Genomic DNA, 16,259 nt, shown 5'->3' on the forward strand with positions numbered 1-16,259 from the left:
CATATGGTCCGCGCGAACCAGGAGCGCCGGATTCATGCAGAACTTCATTCTTCCCCCCACTCCGGCACTCGCTGCCCTGGAAGCCGCAGCGAGGCAGCGGATTCTTATTCTCGATGGGGCGATGGGCACCCAGATCCAGGGCCTTGGACTGACGGAAGAGGACTATTCCGGCCATGGCTCAGGTTGTGCCTGCCAACACCATTCCGAACACCCGCAAAAGGGCAATAACGATCTGCTGATCCTGACCCAGCCAGAGGCCATCGAGGAAATTCACTTCAATTATGCCATGGCCGGTGCCGATATCGTTGAGACAAATACCTTTTCGGCGACGACCATCGCGCAGGCCGATTATGCACTGGAAGCAGCGGTAGACGATCTGAACGTCCAGGGTGCCCGCATCGTTCGCCGCGCGCTGGACCGCGCCACAGCCATCGACGGCAAGCCGCGCTTTGTTGCCGGTGCGGTCGGTCCGACCAACCGGACGGCGTCGATCAGCCCCGACGTCAACAATCCGGGCTATCGCGCGGTGAGTTTCGACGACCTCCACAAAGCCTATGCCCAACAGATCCGGGGCCTGATCAGGGGCGGCGCCGATATCATTCTGATCGAAACGATTTTTGACACTCTGAACGCCAAAGCCGCGATCTTCGCCTGTCTCAGCGCCTTTGCCGAACATGGAAGCCGGCTGCCCGTGATGATTTCGGGCACCATAACCGATGCTTCGGGCCGCACCCTGTCCGGGCAAACCCCGACGGCATTCTGGCATTCGGTGCGCCACGCGAAACCTTTCACCATCGGGCTGAACTGTGCGCTCGGGGCGAGCGCGATGCGTCCGCATCTGGCGGAGCTCTCTGCTGTGGCGGAAACCTTCACCTGCGCCTATCCGAATGCCGGCCTGCCCAATGCGTTCGGTCAATATGACGAGGGGCCCGAGGACACCGCCGCCCAGGTGGCGACCTTTGCCCGCGACGGGCTGGTCAATGTGGTTGGCGGGTGCTGCGGCACCACGCCCGGCCATATCCAGGCCATTGCAGAAGCTGTCCGCCCCCATAAACCGCGCGAGATCCAAAAATGAGCCGCTATCTTCGTCTCTCGGGGCTGGAACCCTTCATCCTCACGCCCGACATCCCGTTTGTGAATGTTGGAGAGCGCACCAACGTCACCGGTTCGGCCAAATTTCGCAAGCTGATCACCAATCGCGACTATGCTGCTGCGCTGGACGTGGCGCGTGACCAGGTGGAAAACGGCGCCCAGATCATCGATATCAACATGGATGAAGGGCTGATCGACAGTAAGGCCGCGATGGTCGAATTCCTCAACCTCGTCGCGTCCGAGCCCGATATCGCCCGCGTGCCGGTGATGATCGACAGCTCGAAATGGGAGGTGATCGAGGCCGGGCTGAAATGCGTTCAGGGCAAGCCGATCGTCAATTCGATCAGCCTGAAAGAGGGTGAGGATCAGTTCCGCCACCATGCCGGTCTGTGCCTGGCTTACGGCGCGGCAGTGGTGGTCATGGCCTTTGACGAGACCGGCCAGGCCGATACGTTCCAGCGCAAGACCGAGATCTGCGCCCGGGCCTACCGCATCCTGACCGAGGAAATCGGCTTCCCGCCGGAAGATATTATCTTTGATCCCAATGTCTTTGCGGTCGCGACCGGTATCGAGGAACACAATAATTACGGTGTCGATTTTATCGAGGCGACGCGCTGGATCCGCCAGAACCTGCCGCATTGTCACATCTCGGGCGGCGTTTCGAACCTTTCGTTCAGCTTCCGCGGCAATGAACCTGTGCGCGAGGCCATGCATTGCGTCTTTCTCTACCATGCCATTCAGGCCGGTATGGATATGGGCATCGTCAATGCGGGCCAGCTCGCCGTTTATGACCAGATCGAGCCGGAGCTGCGCGAGGCCTGCGAGGATGTCGTCCTCAACCGCCGTGACGATGCGACCGAACGGATGCTGGAAATCGCGGAGAAATTCCGGGGTGGCGCGCGCGAGGAAAAGGTTCGCGATCTGCAATGGCGCGACTGGCCTGTGGAAAAACGTCTCGAACATGCGCTTGTGAATGGCATCACCGAGTTCATCGAAGAGGATACCGAGGTTGCACGCCAGCAGGCCGCCCGCCCGCTGCATGTGATCGAGGGCCCGCTGATGGCGGGGATGAATGTCGTCGGTGACCTGTTCGGCGCCGGCAAGATGTTCCTGCCCCAGGTGGTGAAATCGGCACGGGTGATGAAACAGGCTGTCGCCGTGCTCCTGCCTTATATGGAAGAGGAAAAGGCGGCTCAGGGTGGCGAGATGCGCCGTTCCGCTGGCCGGGTGCTGATGGCGACGGTGAAAGGCGATGTGCATGACATCGGCAAGAACATCGTCGGTGTCGTGCTGGCCTGCAATAATTACGAGATCATTGACCTTGGCGTGATGGTGCCGCCGCAGAAGATCCTTGAGATCGCGCGCGAACAACAGGTTGATGTTATTGGGCTTTCCGGCCTGATCACCCCCAGCCTTGACGAAATGGTGCATCTGGCCTCGGAGATGGAGCGCGAAGGCTTCAGCATTCCGCTGCTGATCGGTGGCGCGACGACGTCGAAGGTGCATACGGCGGTGAAAATCGCGCCGCGCTACCATAAAGGCCAGGCGATCTATGTGCTGGATGCCAGCCGTGCGGTCGGCGTGGTCAGCCAGCTGCTCAGTGAAACGCAGAAAGAGCCCTATATCGCGTCGATCCAGGCCGAATATGTCGAGGTGGCAGAGCGTCATGAACGCGCCGAGCTGGCGAAAAAACGTCTGCCACTGGAAGCCGCCCGCGCCAATGCGCTGAAAATCGACTGGGCGGGCTATGCCCCCCCTGCCCCGCACTTCACCGGCGCCCGGGTGATTGAGGACTGGGATCTCGCGGAAATCGCGCGCTATATCGACTGGACTCCCTTCTTCCAGACCTGGGAGCTGAAAGGCGTTTATCCCCGCATTCTCGAAGATGAAAAGCAGGGCGAGGCCGCGCGCCAGCTGTTCGAAGATGCTCAGGCCATGTTGCAGCGCATCATCACCGAGCAATGGTTCCGCCCGCGCGCGGTGATGGGCTTCTGGCCCGCCAATGCGACCGGCGACGATATTCGTCTCTATACTGATGACAGCCGCGCAGAAACCCTGGCCATGCTGCACACGCTGCGTCAGCAGACGACCAAGCGGGATGGGCGTCCGAATGTGGCGCTTTCGGATTTTGTCGCCCCGGACGGCACGCCGGATTATGTCGGCGGGTTCGTGGTGACGGCCGGCCCGGAAGAGGCAGAGATCGCCGCGCGCTATGAGCGGGCAAATGATGATTACGGCTCGATCATGGTCAAGGCGCTGGCTGACCGCTATGCCGAAGCCATGGCCGAGATGCTGCATGAACGGGTGCGCAAGGAATATTGGGGATACGGCGCGGCGGAGACCTTCCAGCCGCATGAGCTGATCGGCGAGCCTTATGCCGGCATCCGCCCTGCCCCGGGCTATCCGGCGCAGCCCGACCATACCGAGAAGCTCACCCTCTTCCGTCTGCTGGATGCTGAAAAAAATACTGGCGTCACGCTGACCGAGAGCATGGCGATGTGGCCGGGCTCGTCGGTGTCTGGCTTCTATATCGGCCATCCCGCCAGCTATTATTTCGGCGTGGCCAGGGTCGAGCGGGATCAGGTGCTGGATTACGCAGCCCGCAAGGGAATGGATCTTACCGAGGCCGAACGCTGGCTGGCGCCGATCCTGAATTACACGCCTGATAATGGCGTAAAACTGGCGGCGGAATAGGCCCGACCTTGACCAGGGGTCAGGCATCGGCTAGCCCGCTGCCGACCCCATTCAAACGGAGCGCCCCGATGGCCAACCCCTCCCTCCTGATCCTTGCCGGTGACGGTATCGGCCCCGAAGTCATGGATGAGGTGAAAAAAGTCATCTCCTGGATGGGCACCGCCCGCGGCATCCATTTCGATGTCTCGGAGGATCTGGTGGGCGGCTGCGCTTATGACGCGCATGGCACGCCGCTGACCGACGCGACCATGGCAAAGGCGCAGGAGGTGGATGCGGTTCTGCTCGGCGCGGTGGGCGGCCCGAAATATGACAAGCTCGATTTCAGCGTAAAGCCCGAGCGGGGCCTGCTGCGGCTGCGCAAAGAGATGGACCTGTTTTCGAACCTGCGCCCGGCGCAATGCTTTGACGCGCTGGCCGATTTCTCGTCGCTGAAGCGTGACGTGGTGGCCGGTCTCGACATCATGATCGTGCGCGAGCTGACCTCCGGCGTCTATTTCGGCGAGCCGCGTGGCATCTTCAAAGAGGGCAATGAGCGTGTTGGCATCAACACGCAGCGCTATACCGAGAGCGAAATCGCCCGTGTCGCGAAATCGGCTTTTGAACTGGCGCGCCGCCGGGGCAACAAGGTCTGCTCGATGGAGAAGGCCAATGTGATGGAATCCGGCATTCTTTGGCGCGATGTCGTCACCGAGGTGCATCAGCGCGATTACCAGGATGTCGAACTCAGCCATATGTATGCCGATGCCGGCGCGATGCAGCTGACCCGCTGGCCGAAACAGTTCGACGTGATCGTGACCGACAACCTGTTCGGCGATCTTCTGTCGGATCTGGCCGCGATGCTGACCGGCTCGCTCGGCATGCTGCCCTCGGCCAGCCTTGGCGCGCCGATGGCCAATGGTCGCCCGAAAGCGATGTATGAGCCGGTGCATGGCTCGGCCCCCGATATTGCGGGCCAGGGCAAGGCGAACCCGATCGCCTGTATCCTCAGCTTTGCGATGGCGCTGCGCTACAGCTTTGATCTTGGCGACGAGGCCACCCGCGTCGAACAGGCGGTTGAAAAAGTGCTCGCCGACGGGCTGCGCACCGCAGACCTTCTTGGCCCGGAGGGCGGCTCGCCCATCGGCACAGCCGCTATGGGCGATGCGATCATCGCGGCGCTGAACGCTTCGGTCTGACCTGATTTGTCCCCGGAGCCTTTGGTTCCGGGGACAATTGCTTCGGGCCTTTAGTCCCAGCCCATCTGCTTCAGATAGCCCTCGATCAGCGGCAAGTCAGAAGGGTTGTTCAGCTCCCAGAATTTCGCACCGGGGGCCGATACCTCGACCACATCGACCGGATGGCCGTTTTCCAGAAAACGCAGCTGCTCCAGGCCTTCCAGCGTCTCAAGGGGGCCTGGTTCCCATTGACCATAGGCGGCCAGCGCGGCGGGGCGATAGGCGTAAAGCCCGACATGGTGGAAGACCGGCACCTGACCATCGACCACGCCTTTGCCATTGGTGAACGGGATCACCTCTTTCGAAAAATAAAGCGCCTGGCCCAGTCGGTTCGCGACCACGGTCGTGGCGCCCACGCGCCCGGCCGCGCGGTCGGCGATGAAATTCCGCACGGCGTCTTCGTCACAGCGCAGGATCGGCGTGGCGATGCCGGTGGTCGGTTTCTCGCGCATATGGCGGATCAGCGCGGTGACGAATGACGGCGGCGTCAGTGGCGCATCCCCTTGTAAATTCACCACAATCTGTGGCGAAAGCCCGGCGTTCTTCACTGCTTCTGCCACACGCTCGGTGCCGTTGCGCGCGGTTTCCGAAGTCATGATCACCTCGGCCCCGATCCGCCGCGCCTCATCGGCAATGCGGCTGTCGTCGGTTGCGACATAAAGCCCGATGCCACCGCCGGCCTCTTCGACGGCGCGGCGCCCGGCTATGACGGAGCGTTCCAGCAGGCTGCGCCCTGCCCCGCTCGCGCCTTTCAGCATGGCCAGCGGCTTGGCCGGGTAGCGGGTCGAGGCATAGCGGGCCGGGATGATGATGACCGTATCCATCGCGGCTTCCCTCACTGGCCCTTGGCCAATGCGTCAAAGCTGCGCAAGGTGCCGATCAGGTCTTTCAGCTGATCGACAGGCACCATATTCGGCCCGTCCGAGGGCGCATTGTCGGGGTCCTGATGGGTTTCGATAAAGAGGCCCGAGACCCCGACCGCACAAGCCGCCCGCGCCAGAACCGGCACATATTCGCGCTGTCCGCCCGAGGAATTCCCCTGCCCGCCCGGCTGCTGCACCGAATGGGTGGCGTCGAAAATCACCGGCCATCCGGTTTCGGCCATACGCGGCAGGCCCCGAAAATCGGTGACCAGCGTGTTATAGCCAAAGGACGTCCCTCGCTCGCAGAGCATGATATTGCGATTGCCGGTCGAGGCGACCTTGACTGCTACATTGTCCATATCCCAGGGCGCAAGGAACTGGCCCTTCTTGATATTCACGGCTTTGCCCGTGGCGCCTGCCGCCAGCAAAAGATCGGTCTGACGGCTGAGAAAAGCGGGGATCTGCAGCACATCGCAAACCTCGGCCGCAGGCGCGCAATGGCCCGGCTCATGCACATCGGTCAGCACCGGCACGCCGAATTCGCTGCGGACCAGGCCGAGGATCTCGAGCCCTTTTTCCATCCCGAGGCCGCGCTTGCCGCCCAAGGAGGAGCGGTTTGCCTTGTCATAGCTGGCCTTGAAGATGAACTTCGTGCCCGTGGGCGCGCAGGCCTCAAGGATCCTCTCGGCCATCATCCGCGCGTGGTCATGGCTTTCCAGCTGGCAGGGGCCGCAGATCAGCGCAATCGGGTTCTTTCCGCCGATGGCAATATCGCCGATGGTGACAATGTTCTGGCTCATCTGTGCTTCTCCGGCGCTGCGATCCGCCAGGATTATGGCATGAAATCCCGCCTCTCTGCCAGACAGACCGGTAAGGCGCGAGTGCAAGGGCGGGCCGCCGCTTGCCGCGTGACAAATACATATTATCTCATTATACCAGTTACATTGCAGAAGGAGCCTCACCATGACCCAGACGCTGAAGATCGCGCTGATCGGCGCCGGGTTCTTTGCCCGCAACCAGTTGTTTGCCTGGTCGGGGATCGAAGGGGTCGAGGTCGTGGCGATCTGTGACCGCGACCCGGTTCGGCTCGCGGCAGCAGGCGAGGAATTCGGGATCGCGCGCCGTTACAGGGACGCGGCAGAGCTGTTTGCCGATGGCGGTTTCGACGTAGCCGATATCGCGACCACGGTGGCCTCGCACCGGGCGCTGGTCGAAATGGCGGCCCACGCTGGCAAGCATGTGATCTGCCAGAAGCCGTTCGCGCCAACCCTCGCGGATGCGAAAGCCATGGTAGCGGCGGTGTCCGCAACCGGCAAAACCCTGATGATACATGAGAATTTTCGCTGGCAATCCGCCGTGCGCCATACGATCGACGCGCTGCGCGCCGGTGCGATCGGCGAGCCCTTTTTTGGCCGCGTCTCCTTCCGGTCCGGCTATGACGTGTACTCGGGCCAGCCCTACCTGGCCGAGGGCGAACGGTTCATCATCGAAGATCTCGGGATCCATATCCTCGACATCGCGCGGGCTTTGTTCGGCGATGTGGCGCGGGTCACGGCGACCACGCGGCGGGTCAATCCGAAGATCAAAGGCGAGGATGTCGCCACGATGCAGCTTTTGCACAAATCGGGCGTGACCTCGGTGGTGGATTGTTCCTACGCGACGAAACGCCTCCCCGAGACCTTCCCCGAAAGCCTGATCGAGATTGACGGGACCGAAGGCAGCCTGCGCCTTGATGCCGGATACAAGCTGGTGATCCAGCGTGATGGCGGATCGCAGACCCAGGATGTCAGCCCGCCGCTTTTGCCCTGGGCGGAACGTCCCTGGCACAATATCCAGGAGAGTGTGCTGATCATCCAACAGCATTTCGTGGATTGCCTGCGGGAGGGGCGCCAGCCGGAAACCTCGGGCGCTGACAATCTTGAGACCTTTGCCCTGGTCGAGGCCGCTTACCTTTCCGCCGCTGAAGGCCGCTCGGTTGATCCGGGGATCCTGTGATGGGCGCCCTTGTGCTTTATGGTACTGCCGAGCCGGTGGATGAGACGGAAATCATCCGTCATGGCGATGTCAGCCTCGGGTTTCAGGATGGCGCGCTGCGTCATATCCGCGTCGGCGGCACCGAAATCATTCGCCAGATCGCGTTTCTGGTGCGCGACCGTGACTGGGGCACCGTGCGCCCGGAAATCGGTGTGGTCGGGCGCGAGACCACTGGCGACAACCTGGTGTTTCGTTTCCCGATGGTCTTCCGCTCGAACGGCGCGGAACAGCATGTGAGCCTTTCGCTGACCATTGGCGCGACCAGCCTCTCCTTTGCAGCTGAAGCGCGAATTTCAGGCATGTTCGAGACGAATCGAACCGGTTTTACCGTGCTGCATCCGATCACCGGAGTTGCCGGAGCGCCGGCCCGCGTCACCCATAGCGACGGGTCGGTGGAAGGAAGCCGCTTTCCCGATCTGATCGAGCCATGGCAGCCCTTCATGGACATCGTCCATCTGGAACATGAGGCGCATGGGCTGACGATCAGCTGCGCTTTCGAGGGCGATACGTTCGAGATGGAGGATCAGCGCCAATGGGGCGATGCCTCTTACAAGACCTATAACCGCCCGCTGGCCCTGCCCTGGCCCTATCAGTTGACCGGCGCAGATACGCTGCGCCAGTCGGTCACGCTCAGCTGGAGCGGCGCGGGCAATGCCGTCAAAGCCAAACCGGTTGTGATCCCGGCGGGCACCGTCTTCCCGGATCTGGCGCTGGTCGTGACCCCGGACGAGGCGCGCAACCCCGAGGCTGCTCAGATGCTGGCTCTGGTCGCGCCGCAACGCGTTCTCGCCCATGTCGATGCGACGCTCCCCGAACCGGTTTCAGGTCAGCTCGCCGCTTTTGCCGCTTTGCAGGTTGCTTACCCCGCGGCGCTTTATGATCTGGAGCTGATCTGCCGCTTCCGCGGTGATCCCGCGCCGGAACTCACCTCGCATGCCAGGGATCTTGGCGCATCGGGCCTGGCTGTGGCGTCGGTTTTCGTCTGCCCCTCGGTTGACCGCCAATCGACGCCGCCGGGTTCGGCCTGGCCCGATTGCCCGCCGCTGGACGAGATCCATGCCGCCGCCGCCCGCACCTTTCCCGGCATCAAACGTGGCGGCGGAATGGCGAGCTTCTTCCCCGAGCTGAACCGTAAACGCCCGCCTGCCGGGATCGATTTCATCAGCCACGGCTTTTGTCCGATCGTCCATGCCTCCGACGATCTCGCAGTGATGGAGACGCTGGAAGCCGTGCCGCATATCGCGCGCTCGGCCCGTGCGATCATCGGGGCGGCGGAATACCGGATCGGACCGTCAACGATTGCAATGCGGCAGAACCCATATGGTTCACGCACCATTCCGAACCCGAAGGGCGGGCGCGTGACAATGACCGATGACGACCCCCGCCACCGCGCAGCCTTCGGCGCGGCCTGGACCCTTGGCATGGCGACGGCGCTCGCACCTTTCGCGCCTGCGGTCTGGAGCCCTGCGGCGCTCTTCGGCCCGCGTGGTCTGGGCGATGGGGCATGGCCGGTTGCGCAATTGCTGCGTGAACTCGCGGCCAGCGCCGGGCAGCCGGTCATTGCGGCACAGATTGAGGGCGGTGAGGCGCGGCTCCGGCTTGGCGCACGGCTTTTCCGCGCCAATCTGACCGCTCTTCAGACCGGCGATCTGCCGCCCTTTGGCTGGGTCGTGATGCCGGCATAAGCGGCACCATGGACGCGCGCGCCGTCTCTGCCTAAGAAGGGTCATGCGCCCAATGGACAGTCCCCCGATGAAGCCAGAGAAAGCACGCAGTCTGCATGAGACGCTGCTGACGAAATTTCATGGTTTCATCGTCAGCCAGGAATGGCCGCCGGGCTTTCAGCTGCCGTTCGAGACCGATCTCGCCGAGGCGCATGGCGTCTCGCGGATGACGATGAACAAGGTGCTGACGCAGCTGACGCGCGAAGGCTATCTGGTGCGGCGGCGCAAGCTGGGCACCTTTGTCGCGCAGCCGCGCGCGCAATCGGCGGTGATGGAGATCACCGATATCGAGGCCGAAGTGCGGGCGCTCGGCCTGGCTTGGCGGTTCCAGCTGATGTCACGGGCGCTGCGCCCTGCGGTGGAAGGCGAGATGCGTGAAGCGCGGATTGCTGACGCTGCGGCGCCGGTTCTGGCACTGCGCGGGCTGCATTTCGCAGGCGATCTGCCCTTTTGCCTCGAAGAGCGGATCATCAATCCCGCAGCCGCCCCGGCTGCACTGGACCAGGATTTCAGCCATGAGGCGCCGGGCCACTGGCTGCGGGTGGAAATTCCCTGGACCTCGGCGGAAAACCGGATCCGGGCGGTCAATGCGTCCGAAGCGCTGGCGCGGGATCTGCGCCTGCCTTTGGGCGAGGCCTGTCTGGAGCTGACGCGGCGGACGGAGCTTTCTGGTCAATGGGTGACGCTGGTGCGGCAAAGTTACCCCGGAGAGCGCCACCAGCTGATGGCTCAGTTCGAGCCGCGCGCCGAAGACTCCCGTCCTGCCTGAGTAAAGCGGACCGCGATGGCCAGGGTTCCGGACAGGGAGCGGATAAGACCCGGCTGCTGCGTGAAATCCACAAGATCAAGCCGTTGCAATCCGCCACCGGGTGCCAGCAGCAGGGCAAGGTCGAAGTCATGTTCTTCCGGCAGCGTGCCCTTGCTGACCTCGGCCTGCAAGGGGCGACGGCACATGACGTTGAAATCCAGCAATGCCGGCCCGATCAGCCGTGCCGAGACCGGGGCCTCGCCTGAAAACGCAAAGGGCTGGCTGGTCTGGTCAAGCCGATGGTCGCCTTGCGGGGTGGCAAGCACCATCGGCCCGCCTTCGATCACCGTGAGCACGCGGTCGATGCCGGGAAATTCGGAAAACGGACCGTCAGATGCCACCCAGGCGGTGGAGACGCGCCACATAAACGTCTCTGACCCGGCGGAAACCGGCGAAATGGCGATCTCCGCCGTCTGCCCGCCGCCGTTCTTCCAGGGCCGGAAGGTCCGGCCTTCAGCGGGGTAGATGCCCCTCACTTCAATATGCCCGGCAGGCGCAGACCATGCAGGCGGGCGCAGTCTTTCGCCAGCTCATACCCCGCATCGGCGTGACGCATCACGCCCGAGGCCGGGTCATTCCACAACACGCGTTCCAGTCGTTTTGCAGCCTCGGGTGTGCCATCGGCGACGATGACCACGCCGGCATGCTGGCTGAACCCCATTCCCACGCCACCGCCGTGGTGGATCGACACCCAGGTCGCGCCCGAGGCGGTATTCGTGAGCGCGTTCAGCAGCGGCCAGTCCGAAACGGCGTCCGAGCCATCCATCATGCCCTCTGTCTCGCGGTTCGGGCTGGCGACCGAGCCGCTGTCAAGATGGTCGCGCCCGATCACGATGGGCGCCTTCAGCTCACCGCTTGCCACCATTTCGTTGAACATCAGCCCTGCGCGATGCCGGTCGCCAAGGCCGATCCAGCAGATCCGGGCGGGGAGGCCCTGAAACGCGATCCGCTCAGAGGCCATATCCAGCCAGCGATGCAGGTGCGTGTTGTCCGGGAAGAGGCGCTTCATTGCCGCATCGGTTTTCGCGATATCCTCAGGGTCGCCCGAAAGCGCCGCCCAGCGGAAGGGGCCAATGCCTTCGCAGAACAAAGGCCTGATACAGGCGGGGACGAAACCGGGGAAGGCGAAGGCACGTTCAAACCCTTCTTCTTTGGCCATCTGCCTGATATTATTGCCATAGTCGACCGTGGGCACACCGGCATCATGAAAACCGGTCATCGCCTCGACATGCGCCCGCATCGAGGCCCGCGCGGCGCGCCCGACGCCAGCCGGATCGCTTTCCTGCCGCGCGCGCCATTCGCCAACGCTCCAGCCGGCGGGGCAATAGCCATGTACTGGGTCATGGGCCGAAGTCTGGTCGGTCACGATATCAGGGCCACCATTCGGCAGCGCCTCACCGGCCAGCTGGCGGCGCAGCAGTTCGGGGAAGATCTCGGCGGCATTGCCCAGAAGTCCCACCGATTTCGCCTCGCCCTTTGCGGTCCAATCCGCGATCAGGGCCAGCGCCTCGTCCAGCGTCCGCGCTTTCGCATCGACATATTTCGTGCGGATGCGGAAATCAATCCGGGTCTCATCGACCTCGACCGCAAGGCAGGAGGCGCCTGCGAAAACCGCCGCCAGCGGCTGCGCGCCGCCCATACCGCCAAGCCCGCCGGTCAGCACCCATTTGCCGGTCAGATCGCCATTGTAATGCTGGCGCCCCATCTCGGCAAAGGTCTCATAGGTGCCCTGAACGATGCCCTGCGCGCCGATATAGATCCAGGATCCGGCCGTCATCTGGCCATACATCATCAGGCCCTTGCGATCGAGCTCGTTGAAATGCTCCCAGGTGGCCCAGCGGGGGACGAGGTTGGAATTCGCGATCAGCACGCGCGGCGCATCCGGATGGGTGCGGATGATGGAAACCGGCTTGCCGGATTGCACAAGCAGCGTCTCGTCCTCTTCCAGATCGCGCAGCGCCTCGACGATCAGGTCGAAATCCTCCCAGCTGCGGGCCGCCCGCCCAATGCCGCCATAGACCACCAGCTCATGCGGGTTCTCGGCCACATCCGGATGCAGATTGTTCATCAGCATGCGCAGCGCGGCTTCGGCGCCCCATGTCTTGCAGCTGATCTCAGGCCCGGTCGGCGGGTAGATGTCGCGGGAGTTATGGCGGGTCATGGTCATGGCGGGAACCTCTCAGCGATTGGCCAAAGCGGGCGCGAGTTCGGCAAGTTTTTTGAGTATTTGCGCCAGGGTGAGACGCAAATGGGCGGCTTTCTGTGGATCCGTTGCGAAAGGGGGCGTTTCGGTCGCGAGATAGCTGCTTTGCGCCAGCTCCATCTGAATCGCGTGAACGCCTGACGCGGGCTCGCCATAATGCCGCGTGGTCCAGCCGCCGCGAAAGCGCCCGTTCAGCACCCAGGAATGGCCCGAGGCCCGGGCGATATCGACCACCGCGGCCTCAAGTTCCGGCGCATAGGTCACGCCGCCATCGGTGCCGATGTTCAGATCAGGCAGAACGCCCTCGAAAAGCCAGGGGATTTGCGAGCGGATCGAGTGGCAATCATAGACAATCGCCACGCCATGCAGCGCCTTCACCCGGTCGATTTCAGCCTGAAGTGCTGCGTGATAGGGGCGATGCACGGTTTCCAGCCAATGGCCGGTATCGGTGGCGGTCGGACCGGCCCCTTCGCGCCAGATCGGGGTGTTGTCAAAGGTGGTCTCGGGAATAAGCCCGGTTGTGGTCTGGCCGGGATAGAGGCTGTTGCCATGCGGATCACGGTTCAGATCGATCACATAGCGCGAATGATTGCCGGTGATCGTGGTCAGGCCCGGGATCAGATCAGAATAGAGATGCTGAATATGCCAGTCGGTATCGCGGCTGAGCCGACCCTCGTCATTCAGGCGCTGACCGACATCATGTGGGTAGGAGAACCCGGCATGGGGAAAGCCAAGAATGATAGGACTGTTGCCCTGCCGGAGGGTGAACGGGTCCATCAGCCCACCTCCGGCAAGAGGCCGGCCCCGGCGAGGTCGAGCGCGCCGGTGGCGATCAGCTCGCCTGCCGCCTCCATGTCGGTTCCCATGAAGCGGTCGGATTCAAGCACCGGAATGCGCGCCCGGATCGCCTCGATTGCGGCTTCAAGCCGGGGCGAGGATTTCAGCGGGCCGCGCAGATGCACGCCCTGGGCTGCGATCATCGCCTCGGTGCCGATGATCCAGAACAGGTTCTGCGTCATGGCGAGCAACCTGCGCGCGCCGTGGCAGGCCATCGAGACGTGATCCTCCTGATTGGCGGAGGTGGGGGTGCTGTCCACGCTCGCCGGATGTGCCATCTGCTTGTTTTCGCTCATCAAAGCGGCGGTCGTGACTTCGGCGATCATCATGCCGGAATTCAGCCCCGGCTTCGGTGTCAGAAAGCCCGGCAGCCCGTAAGACAGCGCGGGGTCAACCAGCAATGCGACGCGGCGCTGCGCGATTGCACCGATCTCGGCCACGGTCAGCGCGATCATATCGGCGGCAAAGGCCACCGGTTCGGCATGGAAATTGCCGCCCGAGACCACCTGGCCATCCGAAAGGATCAGCGGGTTGTCGGTGGCGGCATTGGCCTCGATCTCAAGCGTCCGCGCCGCCTGACGCAGCACGTCTAGCGCGGCGCCCGCGACCTGGGGGTGGCAGCGGATGCAATAGGGGTCCTGAACCCGTTCATCCCCCTCGACATGGCTGTTGCGGATCTGACTGCCCTCAAGCAATTCGCGCAGAGCGCGGGCGACATCGATCTGGCCCTGATGGCCGCGCAGGGTGTGGATTTCTGCGGCAAAGGGCGCGGTCGATCCCATCGCGGCATCGGTCGACAGGGCGCCGGTGATGATCGCGGCCCGCAGCGCGCGCTCGGCCCGGAAAAGCCCCGCCAGCGCAAGCGCGGTCGAGACTTGCGTGCCGTTGATCAGCGCGAGCCCCTCTTTCGCGGCAAGCGTCACCGGTTTCAGCCCGGCGCGTGCGAGGGCCTCGGCGCCCGAAAGGCGGGTGCCCTGGTAAAACGCCTCACCCTCACCGATCATTACCGCAGCCATATGCGCCAGCGGAGCCAGATCGCCCGAGGCCCCGACCGAACCCTTTTCAGGGATCACCGGGATTACGTTTTCAGCCAGCATAGCGCCCAAAAGCGCCACAACCTCGGGTCGCGTGCCCGAGGCTCCGCGCCCCAGCGACATCAGTTTCAGCGTCATGATCAGCCGCACCACGGGCTCGGTCAGAGGCGCGCCCACCCCACAGCAATGCGACAGGATCAGGTTCCTTTGCAGCGTGGCGACGTCGCGGGCCTCAATGCGGATCGAGGCCAGTTTGCCAAAGCCCGTATTGACGCCGTAGACCGCCTCATTGCCGTTGGCGACTTCGGCGATCCGCGCCGCTGCGCGTTTGATGCCGGCATCTGCGACCGGATCAAGACCGGGGGTGATCCCGTCCCACCAGATCCGGCGCAGGAGGGAGAGCGGCACCGCGCCCGGAAGCAGGCTTTGGGGGATGAGGGTCTCGGTCATTGCAGGTCTCCCTGGAAGATGCGGGCGTGAAGCGGGTTAAAGCCGATCCGCGCCACCAGCTGCGCAGGGCGCGTGACATCCCAAAGCGCCAGATCGGCGGAAAGCCCGGGTCTGAGGCGCCCGGTCTCGGCGCTCAGACCAAGTGCGCTTGCGGCATTGGCGGTCACCGCCAGCAGGCATTCGGCGACGGTAAGGCGGAACAACGTCGCGCCCATATTCATCACCATCAGGATCGAGGTAAGCGGCGAAGTGCCCGGATTGCAATCGGTTGAAAGCGCCATCGGCACGCCATGATCGCGAAAGGCCCCGACCGGCGGCATCACCGTTTCGCGCAACATGTAATAGGCACCCGGCAGCAAGGTGGCCACCATGCCCGAAGCCGCCATAAGGCGCGCATCTTCCGCTGTCGCATGTTCCAGATGGTCGGCGGAAAGGGCGTTGTAGCGCGCGGCAAAGGCGGTGCCGCCCTGATGGCTCAGCTGTTCCGAATGGATCTTTACCGGCAGACCGAGGGCGCGGGCCGTCTCAAAAAGCGGCTCCAGCTCGGCCGTGTTGAAGGCGATCCCCTCGCAAAAGGCGTCGACGGCATCAACCAGCCCTTCGGCAAAGGCGGCCTTCAGCCCGGCAATCGCGACCTCGTCAATATAGGCACCGGCCCGGCCCGCAAATTCGGGCGGAAGGGCATGGGCGGCGAGCCAGGTCGTCCTGATCCGCACCGGCCGGGTCTGCCCCAGCCGCCGCGCGGCACGCAGCATGTTCAGCTCGGCCCCGACCGACAGGCCATAGCCGGATTTGATCTCGACTGTTGAAACCCCTTCGGCCAGCAGATGATCAAGGCGCGGCAGGCTGGCCGTGACCAGCGCCTCGACGGACAGGGCGCGGGTGGCCGCCATCGAGGCTTTGATCCCGCCGCCCTGGCGCGCGATCTCTTCGTAAGGAACCCCGTCGAGCCGCATCTCGAATTCATTGGCGCGGTCGCCGCCGAAGACCAGATGCGTGTGGCAGTCAATCGGCGCCGGCGTCATCAGCCGGCCGCCGCAATCGACGATCCGCCGCCCGTCACGCGGCAGTGCCCGGCCAAGCGCAGTGATGCGGGTGCCGGTCACTTCCAACTCCAGCGCGCCGGGGTCAGGGTCGCGCGCAACTTCGCCGTCGCAGGTGACGATCCGCGCATTGGTGTAAAGCGTGGCACCCATCTGTGTCTCCCTGTGCAAAGGGCGGGGCCGTTATGGGCTTTTCCCTTCCCCTGGATCTCTTTCAGGTATATACATAATGAGATGAAAAGGGAAGCGGATTCTCGGACCGG

The 16,259-nt window shown here is 63.5% G+C and carries 13 protein-coding genes; 6 read left to right on the forward strand and 7 right to left on the reverse strand.

All coding sequences use genetic code 11. The features are described 5' to 3' along the window. Positions 1-34 precede the first annotated feature (34 nt). The 3 genes from AC4FS3_RS01895 to leuB all read left to right on the forward strand — a co-directional run bounded on the left by AC4FS3_RS01895 (position 35) and on the right by leuB (position 4,961). The gene (locus AC4FS3_RS01895; protein WP_491019122.1) at positions 35-1,075 is read left to right on the forward strand and encodes a homocysteine S-methyltransferase family protein; all 1,041 of its coding nucleotides are present in this window, start codon (positions 35-37) and stop codon (positions 1,073-1,075) included. Next, positions 1,072-3,786 carry a methionine synthase gene (gene metH, locus AC4FS3_RS01900; protein ID WP_491019123.1) on the forward strand — a complete coding sequence of 905 codons (2,715 nt, stop codon included), beginning with the start codon at positions 1,072-1,074 and terminating at the stop codon, positions 3,784-3,786. Before AC4FS3_RS01895 ends, metH begins: the two co-directional genes overlap by 4 nt. A 68-nt stretch (positions 3,787-3,854) precedes the next feature. After that, positions 3,855-4,961 carry a 3-isopropylmalate dehydrogenase gene (leuB, locus tag AC4FS3_RS01905; RefSeq protein ID WP_198835254.1) on the forward strand — a complete coding sequence of 369 codons (1,107 nt, stop codon included), beginning with the start codon at positions 3,855-3,857 and terminating at the stop codon, positions 4,959-4,961. Positions 4,962-5,011: 50 nt separating this feature from the next. Here leuB and AC4FS3_RS01910 read toward each other — a convergent pair whose 3' ends face one another. Beyond that, the gene (locus AC4FS3_RS01910) at positions 5,012-5,824 is read right to left on the reverse strand and encodes a 3-deoxy-manno-octulosonate cytidylyltransferase (protein ID WP_491019124.1); all 813 of its coding nucleotides are present in this window, start codon (positions 5,822-5,824) and stop codon (positions 5,012-5,014) included. Positions 5,825-5,835: 11 nt separating this feature from the next. Then, a complete protein-coding gene (gene kdsA / locus AC4FS3_RS01915) occupies positions 5,836-6,663 on the reverse strand; it encodes a 3-deoxy-8-phosphooctulonate synthase (RefSeq protein WP_491019125.1) in 828 nt (275 codons plus the stop codon). 163 nt (positions 6,664-6,826) lie between these two features. Between kdsA and AC4FS3_RS01920 the strand changes: the two genes are divergently transcribed. The 3 genes from AC4FS3_RS01920 to hutC all read left to right on the forward strand — a co-directional run bounded on the left by AC4FS3_RS01920 (position 6,827) and on the right by hutC (position 10,390). Further along, positions 6,827-7,858, forward strand: coding sequence for a Gfo/Idh/MocA family protein (locus AC4FS3_RS01920; protein ID WP_491019126.1), 1,032 nt, complete (start codon positions 6,827-6,829; stop codon positions 7,856-7,858). Then, positions 7,858-9,582: a D-apionate lactonase family protein gene (locus tag AC4FS3_RS01925; RefSeq protein ID WP_491019127.1), complete on the forward strand. Its 1,725-nt coding sequence runs from the start codon at positions 7,858-7,860 to the stop codon at positions 9,580-9,582. The genes AC4FS3_RS01920 and AC4FS3_RS01925 overlap by 1 nt, the downstream gene beginning before the upstream one ends. 67 nt (positions 9,583-9,649) lie before the next feature. Further along, positions 9,650-10,390: a histidine utilization transcriptional repressor HutC gene (gene hutC / locus AC4FS3_RS01930; RefSeq protein WP_491019128.1), complete on the forward strand. Its 741-nt coding sequence runs from the start codon at positions 9,650-9,652 to the stop codon at positions 10,388-10,390. Here the strand turns inward: hutC and AC4FS3_RS01935 are convergent. The 5 genes from AC4FS3_RS01935 to hutI are packed head-to-tail and all read right to left on the reverse strand — an operon-like array spanning position 10,351 to position 16,149. Further along, a complete protein-coding gene (locus AC4FS3_RS01935; protein ID WP_491019129.1) occupies positions 10,351-10,905 on the reverse strand; it encodes a HutD/Ves family protein in 555 nt (184 codons plus the stop codon). The two genes, hutC and AC4FS3_RS01935, sit on opposite strands and share 40 nt — an antisense overlap. Next, the gene (gene hutU, locus AC4FS3_RS01940; RefSeq protein ID WP_491019130.1) at positions 10,902-12,596 is read right to left on the reverse strand and encodes a urocanate hydratase; all 1,695 of its coding nucleotides are present in this window, start codon (positions 12,594-12,596) and stop codon (positions 10,902-10,904) included. Before hutU ends, AC4FS3_RS01935 begins: the two co-directional genes overlap by 4 nt. A 12-nt stretch (positions 12,597-12,608) precedes the next feature. Beyond that, complete coding sequence (gene hutG / locus AC4FS3_RS01945) at positions 12,609-13,409, reverse strand: N-formylglutamate deformylase (RefSeq protein ID WP_491019131.1); 801 nt, start codon at positions 13,407-13,409, stop codon at positions 12,609-12,611. Further along, positions 13,409-14,953 (reverse strand): histidine ammonia-lyase, encoded by a 1,545-nt coding sequence (gene hutH, locus AC4FS3_RS01950; RefSeq protein WP_491019132.1) that lies wholly within the window; start codon positions 14,951-14,953, stop codon positions 13,409-13,411. Before hutH ends, hutG begins: the two co-directional genes overlap by 1 nt. Beyond that, the gene (gene hutI, locus AC4FS3_RS01955) at positions 14,950-16,149 is read right to left on the reverse strand and encodes an imidazolonepropionase (RefSeq protein ID WP_491019133.1); all 1,200 of its coding nucleotides are present in this window, start codon (positions 16,147-16,149) and stop codon (positions 14,950-14,952) included. The genes hutH and hutI overlap by 4 nt, the downstream gene beginning before the upstream one ends. Positions 16,150-16,259: the final 110 nt, after the last annotated feature.

The organism is Pseudogemmobacter sp. TB195 (genome assembly GCF_058313095.1).